The following is a 22271-nucleotide window of genomic DNA, read 5'->3' on the forward strand; positions in this document are numbered from 1 at the left end:
ATATATCGAGGGATAAAAAATGGTTCTCTGGAGTCAAAATTACCCCTTCTTTAATTCGTTATTATCCTCCCTTTAATTGAAAGTTAAAAAAATTGTAGCCTGTCGTAAGATTTAGCTTAAGAAAAATTAAGCATCACAAATTTTTATACCGAATCAAAAACTTTTGTAAAAAACTTTTTCTCAAGTAAATTTAACTGAAAGTGTTGCGAGTCAGAAAATCAATGAGATTATCATTCTTTAAATATCGCATGGCAGGGTTAATAAGTTTGACTTTGCTAATTGTTAGCATTTCCTTCCCCTCTCTTGCTCTATCTCCTTCTGTCGCCTCAAAACTGGCACAATCTAATCCTAAAACTGCCGTAGACTGGTTGAACCAAGGCTTACAAGCAATTCAGGCGGGAAGGGTACAAGATGCGATCGCCGCCTTTAAACAAGCAGCTAAATTAGATCCGGCATTGGCACCAGCGCACTATAATCTGGGGTTAGCGTATCGACAAACGGGACAATTACAACCCTCTGCGGATGCATTTTATCGAGCAACGCAAGCCGATCCGAAATTTGCTCCAGCTTTTGCTAATTTAGGTGGAGCATTGTTAGAAGGGAATAATTTAAAGTTAGCTAACGATTACTTGCAACGTGCCTTAGAACTCGATCCCAAACTTGGATTTGCCCACTATAATTTGGGGTTAGTGCGAGAACAGCAACGAGATTGTAAGCAAGCGATCGTATCTTTTAAAAAAGCTGTAGAATATAGTAAAAATGCACCAGAACCTCCTTACCATATTGGGATGTGTTATCTCCAAGAAGGTAAACTCGATCCAGCCAGAAGTGCATTTTATCAGGCATTGAAGATTAATCCCAAGTATCCAGAAGCTTACTACAATCTCGGCTCAATTTTTTTTCAACAAAGCAAATTACAAGAAGCATTAGAGGCTTTTAGAAAATCAGCCGAAGCTAACTCTAACTATCCCAACGCTTATTATGGTGCTGGGTTAGTTTTTATGCAGTTACAGCAATATGGCGATGCAGTACAAGTATTGCAATTTGCTAGAGATTTATACAATGCTCAAAAAAATCCCCAGTGGGCGAAAAATGCCGAGCAATTGTTGCAACAAGCACAAAATTTAAATTACCAACCTCGCTGAGGCGGAAAAACTTAATATTGCATAACATAAAACTATTGGGTTGACTCGCTGGTGTTGTCTGAACTTGTCCCGATTGGAAAAATGTACATGCAAAAGCGCCAGAAAAGTCGATTTTTATTTAGCGATCGCTGGCTCGATCGGCATTCAATTGTTCGCAATATGGAAGCCTTTCAAGACTTAATTGTGATTGTTTTGTGTTTGGGTTTGTTCGCCGTCATGCTAATCCAATTGTGGGGGATAGCTATCGCCCTCATGCAGCCACTAGACTATAAACATGTGACTGCAAAAATACTATTTGTGTTGATTTTAGTCGAGTTGTTTCGACTATTAATGGTCTATTTGCAAGAACATAGTATCTCTGTAGGAGTAGCAGTTGAGGTAACAATTGTATCTCTACTGCGAGAGGTAGTAGTTCACGGAGCGCTGGAAATTTCTTGGGTTAATACGCTTGCAATTTGTGGTTTGTTATTTGTTTTGGGTGGACTACTCGTGGTATGCGCTAAAACGCCACACATGGATTGTATGAGCGCTAACACTAAGTTTTGTCCGGTTGTGTATAGGGGAGGTAGGGAACGACAAAACGAGTTGGAATTACAGTATTCACGTCAATGTGATGAGAATCAACCCCTTGGATAAATTGTTATGAAAATGGGGAGTGGAAGAGACGTGATTAATCGCGTCTGTACTGGGGAGTGGGGAAAAGTATTTTCTCCACTCCCCACTCCTTTGTGTGAGGCTGTATCAGGAAATTATTTTTGCAAGGTACTTCCGACGTATTGAAATATACTCTTTTTGGAAGATGAATCGCTCTTTCAGGGTGAATATAACGTTAATTAGAAATTCTAAAAGAGGTTCAAGCAATGGCTACAAATACAGGTAACGGACAATCTCAAACAGCGATTAGCGACTTGGAGTATGATTTTGTCACCGTTTTGCACAACAAAGCTGAAGCTGTTAAAGCTTACGATACTTACATCAAAGATGCAGAACAAGTAGGTTCTCAGCCTTGTGTAGAGTTGTTCCAAAAATTGCGGCAATCTGATATTGAACACGCACAAGAGATTCGTCAACATCTACAACAAGTGCTGCAACACGGTAAGATGTAACCCAGGTTTTAAGTTCGTAGGCGTAAGCCTGTCGTAGACATCGCTTCTGGTTTAGTTAAAACAAAAAGAGGCGATGTCTAAAACAGGCTATTCGGTGTCACACTTGCTGATTGCTGATTAAAAAATTAAAGGCAAGCACTGCTCACTATTAGATAGACTAATTCTGGGCTGCTTGCTCTACTTGCGCCACCGTTAAATCGAGAGCCACTGCCACTTGCTCTACACTCAATCCCAATGCCAACAATCGGGGAATAGCTTCTAACTTAGCTTCCTGGCGACCTTCCTGGCGACCTTCCTGGCGACCTTCCTGGCGACCTTCCTGGCGACCTTCCTGGCGACCTTCCTGGCGACCTTCCTGGCGACCTTCTTCTAAGCCATCTTCCTTGATTGATTGATACATCCGTGTTTTTTTGAATTCGTCGTCTATACCCAACATTTCTGCTAACTCCTCTCGGCTTAACCGGGTAAATTTGTACAACAGAATAGTCTCTATCAATTCTACAATTTGCTTGCTGGTAGATTCATCTGCCAGTTGTTGCCTTGCTTGTAAAATCAATTCTCTACCTTTGTCAACGGCTGTCTCTTCTCTTTCGATAATTAATTTAACGATCGCAACTTGAAGTGAGTTCTCCCTCGTATCTAATTCATCTAGATAAATGCGTTGCACTTGTGAACTGTCTAGCAGCAATTGATATGGTAGGCGATCGTTTGGATCTAAACTTCGTTGCGGATAGATGACAACAGCACGCCAAAAATTGACTGATTCGTTTTGACGTAAGTAAAGAAAGATTTCGGCAAAGAAGCGTCTATAAAAATTTGCGTCTAATTGAAACTGGACTTCAACAAAGTAAAGTGGTTGGTTTGTGGTTTCATTTGTGGGGATGAATACCCCATCAATCCTAAAAGCAGTTTCTTTTAGCTCGACTGAAACAAATTGATAGGCGTTGACATTAGCAGTCGTGTCGCCAATTATTGCAAAAAATATGCTAGGAAAAGCTTGAAATAAGCTATAAAATATTTTGTCAGTTTGCACCTAGATTTAGTCAAGGGAACATTGGATATTGAAAGTCTATCAAAAATAGTGTAAACGTGTCTGTTTCAACATAAAAAAGCAGATAGGAATAACCATCTGCTTTAATAAAAGATTCATTCTTTAATTTACATAGATACCAACTGATTCACTGGAGCAATTCCAGCCAAATCTAAAATTGGCGCGATCGCATCTTCTCGCTTCACTGCCATCATGTGAACTCCTTGACATAATTGCCGCGCTATCTGCACTTGCTCGGCGGCAATTTTCATACCTTCCTCAAAAGGGTCTTTGGCTTTTGCCAATCTATCAATAATATGTTGGGGAATATCTACACCCGGAACACATCTATTAATAAACTGAGCATTTTTTGCTGATTTCAACAGAAATATTCCTGCCAAAATTGGTTTTTTATAACCAGCAGCAATGGTATCCATAAACTTTTCTAGCCGCTCAAAATCGGTAATCAACTGACTTTGAAAAAACTGCGCTCCGGCTTCGATTTTGCGTTCAAATCGACTTTGTAAACCCGACCAACTTTTACATTGCGGATCTACTGCTGCACCAACAAATAAATCTAAAGCTCCGTCAGTCAAGGGTTTTTCATTACAATCAACACCTTGATTCATCTTCCGAATCAGTTGCAGCAGTCGCACAGCTTCTAGGTCAAACACTGCTTTGGCATCTGGATGATCGCCTGCTTTTACTGGGTCGCCAGTCAAAGCTAAAATATTGCGGATACCTAAAGCATGAGCGCCCATCAAATCAGCTTGTAAACCGATGCGGTTGCGATCGCGGCAAGCAATTTGACAAATCGGCTCTATACCATTTTGTGATAAAATCACTGACGCCATTAATGAAGACATCCTTAACACGGCGCGGCTACCATCAGTTACATTGACGGCATGAACTCTCCCCTTAAGAGTCGCCGCCATTTGAATCATGTGCGCTGGATCTCCCCCCTTCGGCGGTGCTACCTCGGCGGTAACTAGAAATTCACCTGCTTGTACAGCTCTGCGAAAGTCATTAAAGGCTGTGGGGCTGTGGGTGTGATGCATAACATTAAGCTTTTCAATTTCTTAAATGGTATAACAAATCACACCTAAAGGGGAAAACTTATAGAGGTAGAGAGTAGCCTAAAGCAGCTTTTACCTGTGATAAAGTTTGATTTGCGATCGCTCTAGCTTTTTCCCCTCCATCCCGCAACACAGACTCCAAATAGCTTTTATCCGCCGTTATCGAGTGATATTTTTCTTGGATTGGTTTTAGGGCTTCAATAATTGTGTCTGTCAACAATGGCTTGAACTGTCCCCAGCCCATATCCTGACACTCAACTGCCACATCTTCCTTTTTCTTTCCAGAAAGCAATGTATAGAGCGTTAACAAATTATTACACTCTGGACGCGCTGGATCGTCAAAAGTCAGCCCACGAATCGGATCGGTTTTACAACGCTTAATTTTGTATTGAATCTGTTCCGGTGAATCTAGCAAACTGATTCGGCTTAACTCCGAAGGATCGGACTTCGACATTTTGCGTGTACCGTCCGCCAAACTCATCACCCTTGCCCCTTCCTTGCGAATCAAAGGGTCTGGTAACTTCAGAACTGGTTGATCTGGTTTACCAAACTGGTGATTTAACCGAGCCGCAATATCCCGTGTCAATTCCAAATGTTGCTTTTGGTCTTCACCCACTGGCACTTTATCCGCTTGGTAAAGCAAAATATCCGCTGCCATCAGCACAGGGTAATCCAATAAGCCTGCACTCACATTTTCTCCTTGTTTAACAGCCTTTTCTTTGAACTGGATCATATCTTGCAACCAGTTTAGAGGTGTAATGCAGTTGAGCAACCAAGTGAGTTCACTGTGAGCCGAAACGTGGGATTGTACAAAGATAGTAGAGTGATTTAAATCAAGACCACAAGCTAAATAGAGAGCAGCAAGAGTGTAGGTATCAGCTGCCAACTGTTTTGGGTCGTGTGGCACTGTAATTGCGTGTAAATCAGCCACAAAAAGGTAATTTTCGTATTCGCTCTGACCTTCTACCCAGTTGCGAATGGCTCCCAAGTAGTTACCTAGATGGTAATTGCCGGTTGGTTGAACTCCAGAAAGAACACGTTGCTTGCCCATAAATTTCAACTTAGTTATCTCAAATCCGCGCTATGTCAAGTGGCGATGTCTGGCGACAAATTGCTTGCGCCTACGCAAAACTCATTTAATTTTGACATTTTCCAAGTCAACTCGCCGTTATGGGATGAGAGATTTTAACTCAACTCCGATTGCTATAGAAACTCTTCACAAAGGAAAACGACAACTTAAGGACTTGCGAAAAATAAATTATCCCAAATTATTTCTATCTTTGTAGGGGTGCAAGGCCTTGTGCCCCTAGTTTCGACTTATAAAGTGGGCATTGTAAAGCTTGACTGTAATCTGTTGTAAATAAAAAGTCGATACAATCGGATTGCAAAAGGTTGCGTTTACATAACACGGTGATAGAAATACTAACCTGCAAAACGCCCTAATTAAAGCTTTTGCTCTTCATCAAAGCAGTTTATGTACTTTTGATTTACAAAAATAGATAAAATTTAAATTTTTTTCAGAGAAAGTAGCAGTAATCTCAACATTATGAGTTAATTTTTTCACTCAGGAGAGCCTGCTGATGAAAGCTTTACTACTCTGACCTATAAAAATGCTCAATTATTTCTGGATTTACTAGCAGACGATTGGTCTGGCAGTTTTTTGTTGCATAAATCCGCCATTATATTTTATGACAATGGCGGTCATCCTGCTAACTGACTAAAAAATTATCTTTGCTGATGCAAATGTCTATCTAAAAATAGATAGAGCAAAAATACAGCTAGTAGGATCGTAGCATTATCTCTGCAATGACCATCCAAAACTCGGATTTGTCAAAAGTAAAAAATTTTTCAACCAAAATTTAATTAGAGGACTACAGCAATGAAAGTACTCTTACTTTACCCCCGCTTTCCTAAAACGTTTTGGTCTTACGACGAATTTATGAAAATAGCGGGACTTAAAGCATTTATTCCACCGCTAGGGATTCTGACTGTTGCCGCTATGCTACCAACAGACTGGGAAATTCGGTTTTATGACCGCAATGTTAACCAAGAAACAGATGCTGATTGGCAATGGTGCGACATCGTGATTCTTTCTGCCATGCTTGCACAGAAAGAAGACTTTCTCGCCCAAATTAACAAAGCAGCGCAACTGGGGAAAAAAGTTGCTGTGGGTGGCCCTTATCCAACCTCAGTGCCAGAACCTGCCCAAAAAGCAGGAGCTAACTATTTGATTTTAGATGAAGGAGAAATTACAGTTCCGCAATTTTTAGATGCGATCGCCAAAGGTGAAGAACAAGGAACCTTTCGCGCTCTTGAAAAACCAGATGTAACCCAAAGCCCCATCCCCCGCTTTGATTTACTCAAGCGAGATGATTACTTAATGATGGCAATCCAGTTTTCTCGCGGTTGTCCTTTTGAATGCGAATTCTGTGACATCATCAATCTATACGGTCGCAAACCACGCACTAAAGAACCCAGTCAAACCCTAGCAGAACTCCAAACCCTTTATGACTTAGGCTGGCGCGGATCTCTGTTCGTAGTGGATGATAACTTCATCGGCAATAAACGCAATGTAAAACGTCTCTTACAAGAGTTAATTCCGTGGATGCAGGAACGTAATTATCCCTTCACCTTCCTGACTGAAGCTTCCGTCAACCTAGCAGAAGATACTGAGCTATTAGAACTAATGGCTAAAGCTGGCTTCTATTCAGTCTTTTTGGGTATTGAAACACCAGATCAAGACAGTCTGCAAGTGACTCGTAAGTTTCAAAATACCCGCAATCCTCTGTTAGAAGCCTGTCGTACTATCAATGAAGCCGGATTGTTAATCTATGCAGGATTTATCATTGGTTTTGATGGAGAAAAGGCTGGCGCTGGAGAGCGAATTCAAGCTTTTATTGAAGAAACCAGCATTCCTCAACCGATGCTAGGTATACTGCAAGCTATTCCCAATACTGCCCTCTGGGAAAGACTAAAACGAGAGGAGCGATTATTAGAAGGATTTGGAGGTACGGAGGTGGGGGATCAGAATTCCTTAATGAATTTTGTTCCTACCCGTCCGATAGCTGAAGTTGCTAAAGAATATTTAGAGGCAATTTGGAGAATGTACGAACCCAAAAACTATCTCCGACGTTGTTTTGAACAATGCCTGAAGATTACACCTAATCCCCAACTACAGCAGACAATGTATTTTCCTCCTGGTAAAGGACTGCGACTACTTGCAAACTTGCTCTGGCGTCAAGGTTGGCAACGGCAAGAAATTCGCGGTCAATTTTGGCAACAGCTTTGGGCTATTCTCCGCACCAAGCCGCAATTCGTGAATATGTATTTGGGTTTATGTGCTGCTGGCGAGCATTTTTGGGAATACCGCCTTTTAGCCAGAGAGCGCATTACTGAGCAATTAGGATTTGATCCCCTGACTACGCCTACACCTGTTGAAAAACCATTAGTCACAATTTGAGATTAGTTGATTGTTGAGCGATCGCTAATGTGTTTTTATTGTGTTTTTATCAATAGCGATCGCATTAATTTTGTTCACAAAAACCAAACTCTTAAATTCGATTTACCTTTTAGCCAAACCTACCTGTCCGCCAATTAGCCCTAGAAATCCAGTTCCAAAGTGCTGAATCTCTAAAAAGCTTGCTTGCTCTGGTGAGGTTTTGTAAATTCGGAATGTCTTCATAATTCCTAAAGTGGCAGCACTTTCTAAAGGCCCGACAAAACTAATATCTCGATCAAGAAAATAGGTTTGATTAGCCCAGTAAGCCATTTGATTTGCATTTAAAAAGTAGCAGCCTGCGTGAGGATTGAGGGCACGACGAAAGGTAATTGGTGCATTCATAATTGCACCATTTAGTTCCTGTTGCTCCTGCACATTTTGAAAAGGAGCAGTTACTCGTAAAGCCAAATCCCCATCAATATAAGCTTTGTTAACCAAACCGTGGAGAGAGACTTCATAACGATTTGGCTGGAGCAAATTTAAATCACCCGCTTGTTGGGTAAACCAGTTTAATTTGATAAAAAACCAAGGGTCATGAATAATTAAGTCATCTTCAAGAAAGCAGTAATAATCGTACTGACCGAGACAACTTTGCAGAACAGCTTGACACTCAAATCCCAAAAGTAGAGGTTCTGCATTGCTAGAATGATGCCTAAATAAATGGGATGGTAAGGGAAGCTGATTCAGAAGATGATTATCTTTAGTTGTAGAAATAACAATATCTAATTCGTGAGACTGCGGTTGATTAGCAGGAAAAGCTAGTCGTTGAGCAATGTTGATAATACTTTGAGATTTACCAAATAATTCATGTAAAGCAGTAATGCTTTTAGTTAACGCCTCCAAACGGGGTTGCGGGTCTTTGCGTTGGGAAGCATGACGACCCTCATCGCTAGGTTTGAAAAAATGGGCAATGGTAAAAATAATTCGCATTTTACATATCGATTTTGTATTTATTAGTCATTAGTCACTTGTACTGAGCGTAGTCGAAGTATTAGTCATTTGTCATTTGTACTAAGCTTAATCGTTGGTGCAGCCTCTCCAAAAGTTATATTGGTCATTTATCATTTTTTATTGACCAATAATTATCACTCATGAATTAATATGCTTCTCGCAAAAGTTTTGCTTTTCAGGCTTTTATTTGCACCTTCGCTTTCAAAAATATTTACGCAAGTGACCAATGACCAATGACTAATGACCAAAGACCAATGAGCAATGACTAATTTTTACCAAATCCTTTAGAACTTGGACGTTTTTTCAAACTATCAGAAGTTTTACCAGAGAACATCCATTGCAAATGCTGTGGTAACAGTTTTGCCAAATCATAACGCTTGATAATTGTCTCTCGCGCATTTGCACGAATTGCTTTCATCTCTTGAGGATTATTCAGCGCCTCTTCAACCCGATTAGCAATATTATGGGGAGAAAAGAAATCTACCAGCAGTCCATTCACCCCATCCTGTACGACCTCCAAGACTGGCGAAGTCTTAGAAGCTATTAGTAAACATCCTGCTGCCATTACTTCTAACATTGACCAAGATAATACAAAAGGACGGGTTAAATAAACATGGGCAGAAGAAGCTTGCAAAACCTGAAGGTACTCATTGTAAGGAAGCCTATCTGTAAAGTGCAGCCTCGATAAATCCAAAGATAATTTTTCTAGCATTAATTGTTTATAAGTCTGGCCATCGGGGAGATTTTTACCATAAGCAACTCGGTCTTCTCCCACGACTACCACGTGGCACTTAGGTCGTCGCTGCTGAAGTAGCGCTACCGTTTCCATAAACTGCGGAAAACCTCTATAAGGTTCCATTCCTCGTCCTACATAAGTTACCAACTCTTCCACATGAGAAAGATCCAGATTTATTCTTGGTAAAACTAACTTTGCACCTGGTTTGGGGACAAAATAATTGGTATCGACACCATCATGAATTACAGTGAGTTTGCTATGATATTCTTTGGGAAACTGCTGACGCTGCCAATTAGTTGGAGAAAGACCGCGATCGCAGCTATATAAATCAGTTAAAATCGGTGCATTTTTCACGCGGATGCGGCATTCATCATCAGCATTCAGTGGTTCATTGGGATCGAAATCTGCATCGGAACCGTGAGCGTGATAAAACCACTCGAAATAACACAATAATTCTGCTTTGGGAAAAACATCTTTCATAAATAAAGTCGGCCCCCAACCAGAATGACCATAAACTATATCTGGAAAGAAACCCTCGGATTTTAATTTTTCCGCCACGCGATAGACAGCCTGAGCTGTGAGAACAGCATTTTCCAGGTTGCGAACGTAGTGGTGAGTTTGAGGCGCTGCTTCACGAGAAGGAGTGTAAATAGCTTTAAAAACGCCAGGTATTTCCCCTTCTCGACGATTTGTACCAAAGACGACTTGGTGATTAGGATCTTTACCTAAAACTATCGCTAGGTTGCGAAATTGTGAGGGAAAATTTGGATGTAAAAATAAAACTTTCATTGGAATAATTTTGATTAATTTATTGTGAGATAAAATAAATTAAAACAATCTTTTTAAGATTATAAGATTATTTATCACGATTTTTAGCAAGTAAATTTAGATAAATGCTTCCCCGGAAATGCGAAAATAAGCGCAAATTCGTGTTATTACCATGAAATTTATTGGCATTGATTTAGGCTGGCGATCGCAACCAAGTGGACTATGCTGTTTACAATGGATAGATGGACAACTGCAACTACTCGATCTAGACCGCAAAGATGCCATTGCAGACATCCTCACCTGGATCGATCAAAGCGTCCAACCAGGTGAACCAGCCATCATCGCCGTAGATGCACCTACCCTCATACCCAACAGTACCGGGAGTCGTCTCCCCGACAAACTCAGCCACAAGTACTTTGGCAAATATCACGCGGGATGCTACCCAGCTAATCAAAACCTACCCTTTGCCGATCGCACCATCAACTTTGGCTTAGAATTAGAATCACGCGGTTTTGCCCACGCACCCACCATTGAACCGCAAAAACTCAGCAGATATCAAATAGAAGTCTTCCCCCACCCAGCAATTGTTAACCTATTCAACTTAGAACGCATCATCAAATACAAAAAAGGACGCCTTAATGAGCGCCGCCTAGAACTAATCAAACTCCAAAATTATCTTCTCGATATCCTCCCCTCCTTCTCTCCTCCTCTGCGTTCTCTGCGCCTCTGCGGTTCCTTTCCTTCCGAAATTCCCACTACAGGCGCAACCCTTAAAGCAACTGAAGATAAACTAGATAGCTTAATTTGCGCTTACGTTGCTGCATACTGGTGGTATTGGGGAGAAGAACGTAATTTAGTATTAGGCGATCGCACCACTGGCTACATTGTCATCCCTCAGAGAATATTATCCTAAAATTGTAATATCTTAAGATTTAGCTCAAGGAGTTTTGATGCAAGGAGTTAGTTCTAATTTGAGTTTAAAACAACTTTATGAAATTGACGATCATCTCTGGTTAGAGGAAACAATCAAACTCTTGAAAGCTAACCATTTAGAAGAATTAGATTTAGAAAATTTAATTGAGGAGCTAGAAAGTTTGGGTCGTAGAGACAAAGCCAAGGTTGCTAGTTTATTAGAACAAATTATTAGATATCTTTTGCTGCTGCAATACTGGACACAAGAATCTCAATATAATTCGGGACATTGGAAAGCAGAAACTAGAAGCTTTAGGAATCAATTAAAACGTCACTTGACAACGAATTTATATCGATATTTAGAAAATGAATTAGCATCAATTTATGATGATGCTTTAGGGTATGTAATTGAGAAAACTGAAGGTAAACTAAATAACTTCCCTCAATATTGTATTTATACGTTAGAACAGCTCTTAGATATTAATTATCTACCTGAAAACGTGTAATATACCTCTTGCAAAAGTGCTTTTTGCAAGAGGTCGGGAAAGGGGGAAAGCTTAAAGGGGAATGTTAATTCTATCCCTTTTCCCTTTAACCCTTACCCTTTACCCGACTTATGCAAGAAGTCTAATATAAAAGGCGTTGCTAAACTTAAATCAGCAACGCCTTTTCTTGAGTATTCAATAACTACTCAACACTCTTATTCTGCCCAAGCAATCAACCTTGGTTCATAAGGATTAGCCAGATTTTTGTTTTTCGGCAATACACGCAAAGACAAACCTTGTAAGCCAGAAGCGGTATAGATGATATTACCAGTGTAAATACTCAATTGCTGTCCATCTTCGCCTTGGTAATCCATGACTACTGGTACAGCGTTGACAATCTCACCATTGGCGTCGATCGCACCTTGATATAGCTCCACCTGTACATCATCATTGGTCAAAGTTGCCAAGTCAACTTTGGCTTTGACTGCAACAGTTTGGTTAACTTCAATGTCTGAAGCTGCCGATACGTCAACATCTTTGATTCTGATGTTAAACCAGCGTTCGCTGAGTTTTTCTTTCCAAGCGGCTAGTTCTTTGGCTGGTGCATAGTTATCAACAGTCAGGGTATGATAGCGATCGCTGGCTGGGAAATAAGCCCTTTGTGCATATTCTCCGACCATCCGCGCTGTATTAAAGAAAGGACAATTCAACCGAATTGCATCCTTCATTTTGGCAACCCACGGACGGGGTAAGCCATCACTATCACGGTGTTCATAAAATAACGGCACAACTTCCTTTTCTAACAATTCATAGAGAGCATTTGCTTCTACTTCATCTTGGTAGTTAGGATCGTCGTAATTCTCTCCATGTCCAATCGCCCAACCTGTGCGGACGTAATCAGCTTCATCCCACCAACCATCTAGCACACTTAAATTTGGCAAGCCATTCATTGCGGCTTTCATGCCACTAGTACCAGAGGCTTCCCGCGGACGACGCGGTGTGTTTAACCAGATATCGCAACCCGCAACCATCAACCGGGAGATGTGAATGTCGTAATTGGGAACAAACACTACCTGTTTTTCTAAATGCTGTTCGCGGATAAAGTGATTGATCTCGCGGATCAGTTCTTTACCGGGAATATCTTTAGGATGTGCCTTACCAGCAATCACAAATTGCACTTTCCGGTCTTTATTAGCCAGCAGAAGCCGCTTAATCCGATCCAAATCGCGCATCCAGAGGGTGGCGCGTTTGTAGGTGGCAAAGCGACGAGCAAAGCCAATGGTGAAAGCGTAAGGATCTAAAACTTCTTGGGCTTGGACAATTTCGGAAGCGGAAGCGCCGCGATCGGTCAAATGCTTAACTAAATGCTCCCGCACATACAAAATCATATCCAAGCGGCAGCGTTCGTGGTTGCGCCACAATTCTTCATCGGGTATGGCATCCATCCGCTCCCACAATGGGCTATCTGGTGGTGCTGATGACCAATTTGGGCCGAGGTAGCGATCGTACAATTCTTGAGTCGATTTCGCCACACAACTCCGAGCATGAACACCGTTGGTAATTGCCGCGATCGGCACTTCTTCCACTGGCACTTTCTGCCACAAGCCTTGGAACATTTGCCGCGACACCACACCATGCAGTTGTGCAACACCGTTAGAAAATGTTGCCATTTTCAGTGCCAGCACCGCCATACTGAAAGGCCCAGATAAATCGCCTGTATTCTCGCGCCCCAGTCCTAAAAATTGCTCTTTGGGCAACCCAAATATCTCTGCGTAATATCCCAAGTAGTGCAGCATTTTCTCAGGAGCGAACAAGTCAATTCCTGCCGGTACTGGTGTGTGGGTGGTAAAGATATTGCTGGAAGCGACCACCTGTCTAGCTTGGGCATAATTCAGTCCCTCTTCCTGAATTAGCAAGCGGATGCGTTCTAGGGCAGAGAAGGCGGCGTGGCCTTCATTCATGTGGTAAGCGGTAACTTTCAGCCCCAAAGCTTTGAGCATTTGCACACCACCGATCCCCAGCATGATTTCCTGGTGGATACGCATATCGATGTCGCCACCATACAGCTGATCTGTGATGTCGTGATCGTAAGTGTTGTTCGGTTCAATGTTGGTGTCCAGCAGATACAGAGGTACAGTTCCTACCTGTACGCGCCAAACTCTGGCATATACCTTACGTCCTGGATAATCTACAGCAATCCGCAGTTCAGAACCATCGGCATTGCGCTCCAGATGCAAGGGCATATTATAAAAATCGTTGAGCAGGTAGCGTTCTTGCTGCCAGCCATCAGCATTGAGATACTGGGCAAAGTAGCCTTGCTGATACAGCAAACCTACACCGACAAGCGGTAAACCCAAGTCACTGGCAGATTTGAGGTGATCCCCCGCCAGAACGCCCAAGCCTCCAGAATAGACGGGCAAACAATCTACAAGTCCAAATTCCGCCGAAAAATAGGCGTAGCATTCTTTGGGTTTCTGCTCCCGTTGTTTCTGATACCAAGTGCGCTCTTGCAAATAATCGTCTAACTGACGGTCAGCTCGATCCATTTGCGCTAAAAAGCCTTCATCTTCAACAACTTCCAGAAGCCGCGATTGAGAGATTGTACCCAACATTAACACCGGGTTATGATGGCTAGACTCCCACAAGTCAGGGTCTAAACGACGAAATAAATCTTTAGTATCAACGTTCCAATCCCAGTGCAAGTTATATGCCAGCCGCCGTAGTGGTTCGAGTCGCGGCGGTAGTGAAGGAGATACGTTAAATGTGCGAATTGGCTGCATAGGTTGGCAAAACTCCAAGTTTAGCTATGGTTATTGTTTACTCTCTTTACCAATGTTGCCAATTCTTTATACAGCAGTTTGTGAAAAAGCTATGACTTTGTTAAGCATTGAGAATTATTTTTAACCTCGTTGCTAAAGTTTACACCAAGGTGTTTCTAATTCTATGCCTTACTCTGAGCCATGTACTTGGTATATTAAGATTTAATCATTTACTGGTATGTATCACTGAAAAAAATTTAGTTTTGAATAAATAATTTATATTTATTTTAGTATTGCTTCCGGGGATCAATGGAGAGTCTGTGCTGAATGTAAAAATTCCCCATAGCTGTGTCCAGTAAAGTTAAATTTTTTAATTATTTTTTCATAAAATTGGCCTGTCAAAGAAGACAATCCCGATGAAAGGAGTTTCAAAAGCCTTGCATGAAAATCTTCTCAAGACAGGGATTTTTACTTAACCTGGCTAACGCCCCGCTATGCATATACAGCATCTTAAGCCAGAAGGCAGAAGGGAAACCCTATAAATAATCGGATGAAAGCCCTACCAAGCAGTTAATCAAGAAAAGCGATACCTGGGGCGGGCTACACCTACGCTAACTACTTGGTATGAAATATTTGCACTAAACCAGGAAATAACTTATAAAGGTGTTATTTTATGCACCTAGTGAAGGCTGATCTTTAGTATTTTTTGTCATTGTCAGAGCTACAGCTGCTGCATAAGCGAGTTCTGCTGCCATTTGATAAGCAAGTTTGATACTTGATGAGGTGTCCTTGGCTTTAGGAGATGGGGAAGCTTTTTTTCGGCGCGACTCAAGTTTGACATCACCTGCTGCAATAGCTCGCTGTAAAATGATCCAGGCATCTAGGTCTTCTGAATCATAATTACCTTGAAGCTGCGATCGCAGTTGATCTTCGGCTACAACACTCAAAGAGCCGATAGTTAGAGCTTCTTGTACAATTTCTTTAATTAAAGCCATAATTTGAACCAAGTGTGTGAGTTAAAACCGATACCTCAATTTGGGAAATTAGATATTTTTTTCTAGATTTATCTCGAAACTAAGCTACGTTTTAGCTTTCTTTAAATAAAATTTATAACGAGTAGTACCAAGCACACATCACCCTTTTGGCTCACCCGAATGGGTGATTTACAATATTTTAGATAGTAAGTATGTGGACAAAATAAATATTTTGAGCTAATTTGGCTTTTTAACGAAGAGGGTGTCACAAGTATAGTAGATATCAATCTAAGTTGAAAGCTCAATCATAAAATTATTTTGTTCGGTAACGAGATAAATATAGGCAAAAATGCCAATATTTGCTGACAGCATTTTTTAAATCTCCCTCTTTAATACATTTTATCTAAGTGTATAAAAATATTTGCAAGTAGCTTAGTCTTTACCAGCCGCAGGCATTGATCTAGTAAAAAAGTTTACTTATTTCCTTCATTCTCATCAACAATAAACGCTGGAAATAAACTTATTTTATGAGAGTGTTCCACTAAAAATAAAATGTGTTATCGTTAAAAACAATTGTTATTAAAAACCATTCATGTCATTACAAACGTGAATTGGCTAGTCTGTAAATCATCCGTGTGCAACATGATTGGAGCAGCATACTCTAGAAATTCGTTGCAAGAAAGCCGTCATAGCAGTCGGGGAAGCGCTTACTTGTTTGCACCGATGGTTAACTTCAATGTGATGGCTGATGTGGGAGATAATCCACCCTAATTGGATTTTATTTGGGCAAAAATACCCAGTAAAATCCAACAATAATTACATTGTTATGCTAGGCAGAAATTTTATCTAAACTTTGAATATAGTCTAGTTAAATGTATTTTTTGTTGCAAAACAGCTTGTGAAACTGAATTGTTTCAAAAGACTAAAACCGCTTGAGAAGAATAGCCTCAACACAAACAACACTATCCCTATTTTTTTTAGGAGTGCTGTTAGCCGTAGCAAGCTTGTCAAATTTGCCAGAAAACCAAAACAGTAGTCTATCTAAACCAGCCAATTATTCCATCAGAGAATTTAGAGCCTAAGTTTTGACACAGCAATGCACTGAAATTGTTTTGTTAATTGATTTTGTGAAATATAAGCCAAAATTTTACGTGCATATAGTACAAAATCTGCTAGCTACTTAATGCAATTGTGCATATTACTTGAGTAATTCTACACACCTAACCTCAAGAGTTGCTTGCATAGTCAAAGCCAGACTCTGGTTTTTCAAATGTTGGAAAACCATCTAAAAATCTTGGGGAATTTTGGTGATACTGCTACCTTAGCTCATGTATTAATACACACAGAGCCTATTGGTATTGGCAGGAGATTAGAATACAGCCAAAACAACTTTAAACACTGTCAACAACAATTGATTAACGAGATATGTAGCCATGCAGAACGAGCAATATTTTTCCAAATTGCAGCGCGTGCAAGAACTTTTAGTAACTACAGTGTTAGGAGATATTCCAACACTTCTTCTCGGCCCAAAGTTGCGTAATTTAGGATATCGTAGTATTTTTGCCCAGATAGACAGCCCAGTATATATTCAAAATGGTGTTGAATTTAACGGTACTTCTTGTATTGAGATCGGCGCAGGAGTCTATATTTTCAAGGGTGTGCGGATGGATGCGAGAGGACACAAAAATAATAGAATTCATCTAGGAGATAGAGTTGCGATTGAGCGTAACGTTGATATCGGGTCTTTGGCAGATACGTATATACATATTGATGAAGACACCTTCATTGCTCCCAACGTGTGTATTGAGGGGCCAGGAAACATTAAAATTGGTAAACACTGCATGATTGCTGCCCATTCAGGGATATATGCCAATAATCATAATTTTGCCGATCCGATGGAGCTGATTAAATACCAAGGTGTTACTCGCAAGGGAATTGTGATTGAGGATAATTGTTGGCTAGGACATGGAGTAACAGTATTAGATGGCGTTATTATCGGCAAAGGCAGTGTTATTGGTGCGGGAGCAGTTGTTAATAAAGATATTCCTGCTTTTTCCGTTGCTGTCGGTATACCTGCACGAGTAATCAAAAACCGAATTGGCAAAGATATAGCAAAACTTCAAGTTGAGAAATAGGGTATGGGGTATAAGAGGCAGAGGGGCAGGGGAGCAGAGGAGCAGAGGGGCAGGCGGGCAGGGGAGCAGAGGAGAAATAATAACTGCTAACTCAGCACTCCTAACTCAGCACTCAGCACTCCTGAAGGGCATGGGGAATAGTTACTATTCCCTGTAACCTATTGCCTTTTTTGGGAAACCTTTGCCATCAGTTAGCGTCACAAGGGTAAACGCCTCTGAGTTATCTCTCTTAAGGGCATCTACAAGTCAGACAACTGACATCTTGTACATTATCAATAACCGTAGGGTAGACATTGCTAGTCTTGAGTCCCCAGAGTCCTCTAAAAAAGGGACGAGATTTGGGTAATATAAAGTAGCTATCTTTTCTGCATTGCAGATACTGAAAGAAGAGCTTTCTTTGTTTTACCCGTTGGAGATATTTCTATGCTGACTTTAAAAATCGCTGTTTATATTGTTGTTGCCTTCTTCGTAACTATCTTCATCTTCGGATTTTTGTCGAACGATCCAGCTCGTAACCCCGGCCGCCGGGACTTAGAGTAAAAGGGCGATAAATTATCCGCGACTTTGGAAGGCGGAAAATACTAAACGCCACGGAAACTTACTAAGCGAAAATTTAGTAAGTTTCTTTCTCCAAGTAGCTTGCTGTAGGTAGCAGAAGGCGACAGTCGGAAGGCAAAATGTATGTTTATCCTTCCCTTTGTCATTTGGCTGTTTGTTAGCCCGATTTTGCTCACTTATGCTTCATCCAGTTCTGCCACCTAATCCACCTCCTATCCTTGAATCTTTACAAACTGTAAATCCCGCCTCATCTGCTAGTCATACAAAGTTTCTTTCAGGTGTAGATACTGGAATACACGAAAAAACAGATAAATCCAAGCAGCCAAAGGATTTGCCTCAGTTGGCAATTGTAGGCAACACCAAGAGCGATCCTTCATTGCCAACTCGGATCGAGTCAAATCAAGATGACTTGGTAGTTGCTGAAACGTCCTCTGTACCTCATTCACCAGAAACCTTCCCACCAGAAAGTTCCCCACTCATTGGTTCTGCAAATGCTGGGCTTTTGGGGCAGCCATTGGTCGCTGGTTATCCCACGCAGGAGGTTACAACCTCTAATCGCCAAAATAAAGAAGACACAAAGACAAATCCTAGTGGCGGAGTTCGGCGCTCGGAACTTCTGCTTATGTCGGCGCTGCGTAAATGGGAGATGCAAAGAGAAGCCGTTGCCTTGCAAAGAAAAGTTGGAGCAGAGGCTTTAAACCAAGACGCAAAAAGCGAACCTTCTCAAAAACTCAGTCAGCGATGTCTGACGACAAGCCGCTTTGCGTCTACGCTAAATCCAAACTCTAATGGTGCAGCAAAATCAACCTTTTTGGACTCTTCTAGCTTTAGCTATAAAGTTCCTCCCAGCCCACTTGTCGCCCAATCTCCACGCCCTCTTCAAATCGCCCCCACTGTCACAAACAGCAACAAGTTAGGCAAATCCAAAGCAGAAATTTTAGCTGAGAAGTTAACTCAACAAAAACAGCAACGCGATATTACTGCACAACAGTCTCTAAAACAAGACAATATCTCTGTATCTGCTGCCGATCTAGCACCTAGTTCTCAATCAGTACAAAATTTTATAACATTCAAGTCTCGTAAACCCACAAACCAACTCTCAGCGCCCATCACTGTAGAATTTAAGTCCCCATTCCAGCAACAAAGCCAAGTACCAACGCCTACACCACAAGTAAATACCACTCAGCCACAAGCTCAACCATCTGGTACAACTGCGCCAGCTACCACACCGCCAGCCGGGCCAAGAACTGTAGAAGTCACTTCAGATCGGCAAGAGTATGACGAGAAACAGCGAATTATTACAGCTGTAGGTAATGTAATTGTGCGATTTGATGGGGCAGTGGTGGATGCCGATCGCTTACAAGTCAATTTGGACAACTTGATCGCTGCGGGTGAAGGCAACGTCACCTTAACACGGGGCGATCAGATACTGCGCGGACAACGCTTTACCTATAACTTCGTTCAAGATCGTGGGGAGCTGGAAAATGGTAGAGGAGAAATTTACGTACCTTCAGCACAAACGGATTTTGCTTTTTCACCCACGGCTGTAAGTGCTGGTGGAGTTTCAAAACGTCCGCCCAGCGATCGCATTCGAGCCAATCAACCCCTTTCCGGTGTGAGTAGCCCTGGAGGAATTAATGTGGCATTTGGTGGTCAGGCAGATGCTAGCAACATCCCGCGATCGAAAACAGGGGGTGTAGTCAATCGGCTCAGATTTGAAGCTGAACAAATTGATTTTTATCCGCAAGGCTGGCAAGCAAGCAATGTCCGCATCACCAACGATCCTTTTTCGCCGCCTGAATTGGAATTACGCGCAGATAAAGTAACTTCGACGCGAGAATCACCCTTGGTAGACCGCATCAGGACAGAGAAACAGCGTTTGGTATTGGATCAAAGAGTCTCCTTACCAATTCCGTTGAATGAGCGCACTATTGACCGCCGAGAGCGGGACGTTACACCTGCAATAGTCTCCCCTGGCTACGATGGAAAAGATCGGGGTGGTTTGTATATTGAGCGTGGCTTTCCACTAATCGATACAGAGCAAACACGCTGGACGATAACGCCCCAGTTATTATTACAGAGAGGTGTGCAAGAAGGCACAGGTGACTTAGGCTCACTGTTTGCTGTGAAAACCAAGATAAATTCTGTTTTGAGTCCACGGACGATAATTCAGGGAACTGGAGAGTTAACTAGTTTTAACTTGAACAATGTGGAAGACAATTTGCGAATGAATTTAGGATTGCGCCAGACATTAGGCACTTCTCTTCCTCACACATTGAATGTGCAATACAACTACCGCGATCGTCTCTACAACGGTACTCTGGGTTTTCAAACTGTCCAGAGCAGTTTTGGCGGCATTATTACCTCTCCTGTGATTCCTTTAGGAAAAAGTGGCATCAACCTCAACTATCAGGCAAGTGCCCAGTATATTGATGCCAACACCGATCGCCCAGACTTACTAGAACCAGTGCGGGAAAACGATCGCATTTCACTTGGTCGTTTACAAGGCAGTGCGACTCTCAGTAGAGGGCTTTTGCTGTGGCGGGGAAAACCATTACCACCCACTGCCACTGAGGGATTACGATACACCGCTACCCCTGTAGTTCCTTACTTGCAAGCGATCGCTAGCCTCACAGGCACTACCAGCTATTACACCAATGGTGATAACCAAAGCACTCTAATTGGTACAATTGGTTTACAAGGGCAAATTGGTCATTTTTCGCGGCCTTTTTTCGACTATACCGCCTTTAATGTCAGTTACTCTCAAGGCTTTAATAACGGATTATCACCTTTTTTGTTCGATCGCTCCGTTGATAACACAGTATTGAGTGCTGGAATATCACAGCAAATCTACGGCCCTTTTCGCTTAGGCTTTCAAACATCTGTTAACTTGGATACTGGTAAAGAAACTAGTACCGACTACATTTTGGAATATAGCCGTCGCACCTATGGCATTACCTTACGTTACAATCCGGTGCTGGAGTTAGGCGGCTTTAGCATCCGAATTAGTGATTTTAACTGGGGTGGCGGCACCGATCCATTTTCGCAAGTTAAGCCAGTAGTAAACGGCGTACAACAGGATTATTAGTCTAAGGAGTTGGGACGACTCGACAGGCGATCGATCTCACAATTAGTTAATACCGAGCCAGGTATTCTCAAGCTGGCATAGTCGCCACTTAGTTGAACGCGTGATGGTGGTTGATGTAGTGTTACACAGCATTTGTGAACTGCGGCTTGGTATTCTCGCCATTGCCTACGGATTGCAATACTTGCAGCATCGTGACCTAAGTCAGAAAATTTTAGCCCCGCTCGCATCAGCCAAGATTCTACGTCAGTTGTTTCACCAACTATTTCTGGAATGGGATTAATCTTTTTCATGAGTAATATCTTATACGTGTATTCTCAATTACTCATTTCACTTTAAAAGAAACTATCAATACTAGCCAATATCATTTTTTATCAAAATCATCAATAAAAACTATTCATACCTGAATAGAATACTCAGGTATGAAAGAATGAATTACTATTACGGCTGGTAAACAGCATTGCTTTAGCTTGTGAATAGGCCGTTTTCTAGCTCGTAATTACTAGAAGCGATAGCCTAATCCGGCTTGGAAGCTGACAGCATCAGCATCACTATTTTTGTAGGCGTCAATACCCCATTTAGTATCGCCGTAGGCAATGACATTTTTGCTAACTTCTGATTCAACACCAAGGGTAACTACAGGTGAATTCCGATTGCCCAATGGAGTTTTTTGACCTTCGTCAGTTACAAAGGAATAACCACCACCGAAGTAAACGTTAGTATTTTTGGCGATGGGCGCATCATAAGTCACTATGGGCATAATTGCAGCAGCATCACCACCATACAACACAGAACCCCGCAGTGAAACAGGCGCATTGGGGACGGCGTATCGTCCTTGAATATTACCACCAATTTGGGCTTCATCGTTTCCTTGTCCGCCACTGGTTGCACCAACAGCAACACCAGCACCGATGTAGTTACCGTTAGTACCGTTAGTAACTGCTGTTTGAGCAGATGCAATGCCGGCGGAGAGGACAATGGAAGCAACAGCAAGGAAAGAGGCAGCTAATTTTGTAAGTTTCATAAAGTTATTCTCACTAGAGTTAGGTAAA

Annotated in this window: 19 protein-coding genes; 10 read left to right on the forward strand and 9 right to left on the reverse strand. The window is 41.7% G+C overall.

Going from position 1 to position 22271, the window contains the following annotated elements; genetic code table 11:
* The first annotated feature begins 221 nt into the window (after positions 1–221).
* From V7K45_RS16765 to V7K45_RS16775, 3 genes are all read left to right on the forward strand, one after another.
* The gene (locus tag V7K45_RS16765; protein ID WP_335005323.1) at positions 222–1145 is read left to right on the forward strand and encodes a tetratricopeptide repeat protein; all 924 of its coding nucleotides are present in this window, start codon (positions 222–224) and stop codon (positions 1143–1145) included.
* Between the two features lie 87 nt (positions 1146–1232).
* A complete protein-coding gene (locus V7K45_RS16770; RefSeq protein ID WP_335005325.1) occupies positions 1233–1781 on the forward strand; it encodes a phosphate-starvation-inducible PsiE family protein in 549 nt (182 codons plus the stop codon).
* Between the two features lie 224 nt (positions 1782–2005).
* Entirely contained in the window at positions 2006–2251 is a 246-nt protein-coding gene (locus tag V7K45_RS16775) for a hypothetical protein (RefSeq protein WP_190960961.1), read from the forward strand.
* 157 nt (positions 2252–2408) lie between these two features.
* On the opposite strand, the gene V7K45_RS16780 is transcribed toward V7K45_RS16775, so the two are convergent.
* From V7K45_RS16780 to trpS, 3 genes are all read right to left on the reverse strand, one after another.
* A complete protein-coding gene (locus V7K45_RS16780; protein ID WP_335005328.1) occupies positions 2409–3284 on the reverse strand; it encodes an Rpn family recombination-promoting nuclease/putative transposase in 876 nt (291 codons plus the stop codon).
* Positions 3285–3409: 125 nt separating this feature from the next.
* On the reverse strand, positions 3410–4339 hold the full coding sequence (locus V7K45_RS16785; protein ID WP_335005330.1) for a methylenetetrahydrofolate reductase: 930 nt from the start codon (positions 4337–4339) through the stop codon (positions 3410–3412).
* 58 nt (positions 4340–4397) lie between these two features.
* Positions 4398–5408, reverse strand: a complete 1011-nt coding sequence (trpS, locus tag V7K45_RS16790) for a tryptophan--tRNA ligase (protein WP_335005332.1) — start codon at positions 5406–5408, stop codon at positions 4398–4400.
* 828 nt (positions 5409–6236) lie between these two features.
* Here trpS and V7K45_RS16795 point away from each other — a divergent pair.
* Positions 6237–7817 (forward strand): B12-binding domain-containing radical SAM protein, encoded by a 1581-nt coding sequence (locus tag V7K45_RS16795; RefSeq protein ID WP_335005334.1) that lies wholly within the window; start codon positions 6237–6239, stop codon positions 7815–7817.
* Positions 7818–7919: 102 nt separating this feature from the next.
* Here the strand turns inward: V7K45_RS16795 and V7K45_RS16800 are convergent, their stop codons facing one another.
* Positions 7920–8786, reverse strand: a complete 867-nt coding sequence (locus V7K45_RS16800; RefSeq protein ID WP_335005337.1) for a calcium-binding protein — start codon at positions 8784–8786, stop codon at positions 7920–7922.
* A 286-nt stretch (positions 8787–9072) separates the two neighbouring features.
* Positions 9073–10332, reverse strand: coding sequence for a glycosyltransferase family 4 protein (locus V7K45_RS16805; protein ID WP_335005339.1), 1260 nt, complete (start codon positions 10330–10332; stop codon positions 9073–9075).
* Positions 10333–10483: 151 nt separating this feature from the next.
* Here V7K45_RS16805 and V7K45_RS16810 point away from each other — a divergent pair, with 151 nt between their 5' ends.
* Positions 10484–11224, forward strand: a complete 741-nt coding sequence (locus tag V7K45_RS16810) for a DUF429 domain-containing protein (protein ID WP_335005341.1) — start codon at positions 10484–10486, stop codon at positions 11222–11224.
* Between the two features lie 37 nt (positions 11225–11261).
* Positions 11262–11729 carry a DUF29 domain-containing protein gene (locus V7K45_RS16815; protein ID WP_335005343.1) on the forward strand — a complete coding sequence of 156 codons (468 nt, stop codon included), beginning with the start codon at positions 11262–11264 and terminating at the stop codon, positions 11727–11729.
* A 194-nt stretch (positions 11730–11923) separates the two neighbouring features.
* On the opposite strand, the gene glgP is transcribed toward V7K45_RS16815, so the two are convergent.
* Together glgP and V7K45_RS16825 are read right to left on the reverse strand one after the other, a co-directional pair.
* Positions 11924–14488, reverse strand: coding sequence for an alpha-glucan family phosphorylase (glgP, locus tag V7K45_RS16820; RefSeq protein WP_335005345.1), 2565 nt, complete (start codon positions 14486–14488; stop codon positions 11924–11926).
* 650 nt (positions 14489–15138) lie between these two features.
* Complete coding sequence (locus V7K45_RS16825; RefSeq protein WP_322671054.1) at positions 15139–15462, reverse strand: hypothetical protein; 324 nt, start codon at positions 15460–15462, stop codon at positions 15139–15141.
* A 612-nt stretch (positions 15463–16074) separates the two neighbouring features.
* On the opposite strand from V7K45_RS16825, the gene V7K45_RS16830 reads away from it, so the two are divergent.
* From V7K45_RS16830 to V7K45_RS16845, 4 genes are all read left to right on the forward strand, one after another.
* On the forward strand, positions 16075–16212 hold the full coding sequence (locus V7K45_RS16830; RefSeq protein WP_174707946.1) for a hypothetical protein: 138 nt from the start codon (positions 16075–16077) through the stop codon (positions 16210–16212).
* 662 nt (positions 16213–16874) lie between these two features.
* Entirely contained in the window at positions 16875–17576 is a 702-nt protein-coding gene (locus V7K45_RS16835) for an acyltransferase (protein WP_335005348.1), read from the forward strand.
* A gap of 423 nt (positions 17577–17999) precedes the next feature.
* Positions 18000–18116, forward strand: a complete 117-nt coding sequence (locus V7K45_RS16840; RefSeq protein ID WP_041566417.1) for a photosystem II reaction center protein I — start codon at positions 18000–18002, stop codon at positions 18114–18116.
* A 196-nt stretch (positions 18117–18312) separates the two neighbouring features.
* Positions 18313–21222 (forward strand): DUF3769 domain-containing protein, encoded by a 2910-nt coding sequence (locus V7K45_RS16845; protein ID WP_335005350.1) that lies wholly within the window; start codon positions 18313–18315, stop codon positions 21220–21222.
* Here the strand turns inward: V7K45_RS16845 and V7K45_RS16850 are convergent.
* Together V7K45_RS16850 and V7K45_RS16855 are read right to left on the reverse strand one after the other, a co-directional pair.
* Positions 21219–21512: a hypothetical protein gene (locus tag V7K45_RS16850; RefSeq protein WP_335005353.1), complete on the reverse strand. Its 294-nt coding sequence runs from the start codon at positions 21510–21512 to the stop codon at positions 21219–21221. The genes V7K45_RS16845 and V7K45_RS16850 overlap by 4 nt on opposite strands.
* 209 nt (positions 21513–21721) lie before the next feature.
* A complete protein-coding gene (locus V7K45_RS16855; protein ID WP_335005355.1) occupies positions 21722–22243 on the reverse strand; it encodes an outer membrane beta-barrel protein in 522 nt (173 codons plus the stop codon).
* Between the last annotated feature and the right edge of the window lie 28 nt (positions 22244–22271).

This window comes from Nostoc sp. (genome assembly GCF_036917375.1).
Taxonomy (GTDB): domain Bacteria; phylum Cyanobacteriota; class Cyanobacteriia; order Cyanobacteriales; family Nostocaceae; genus Nostoc.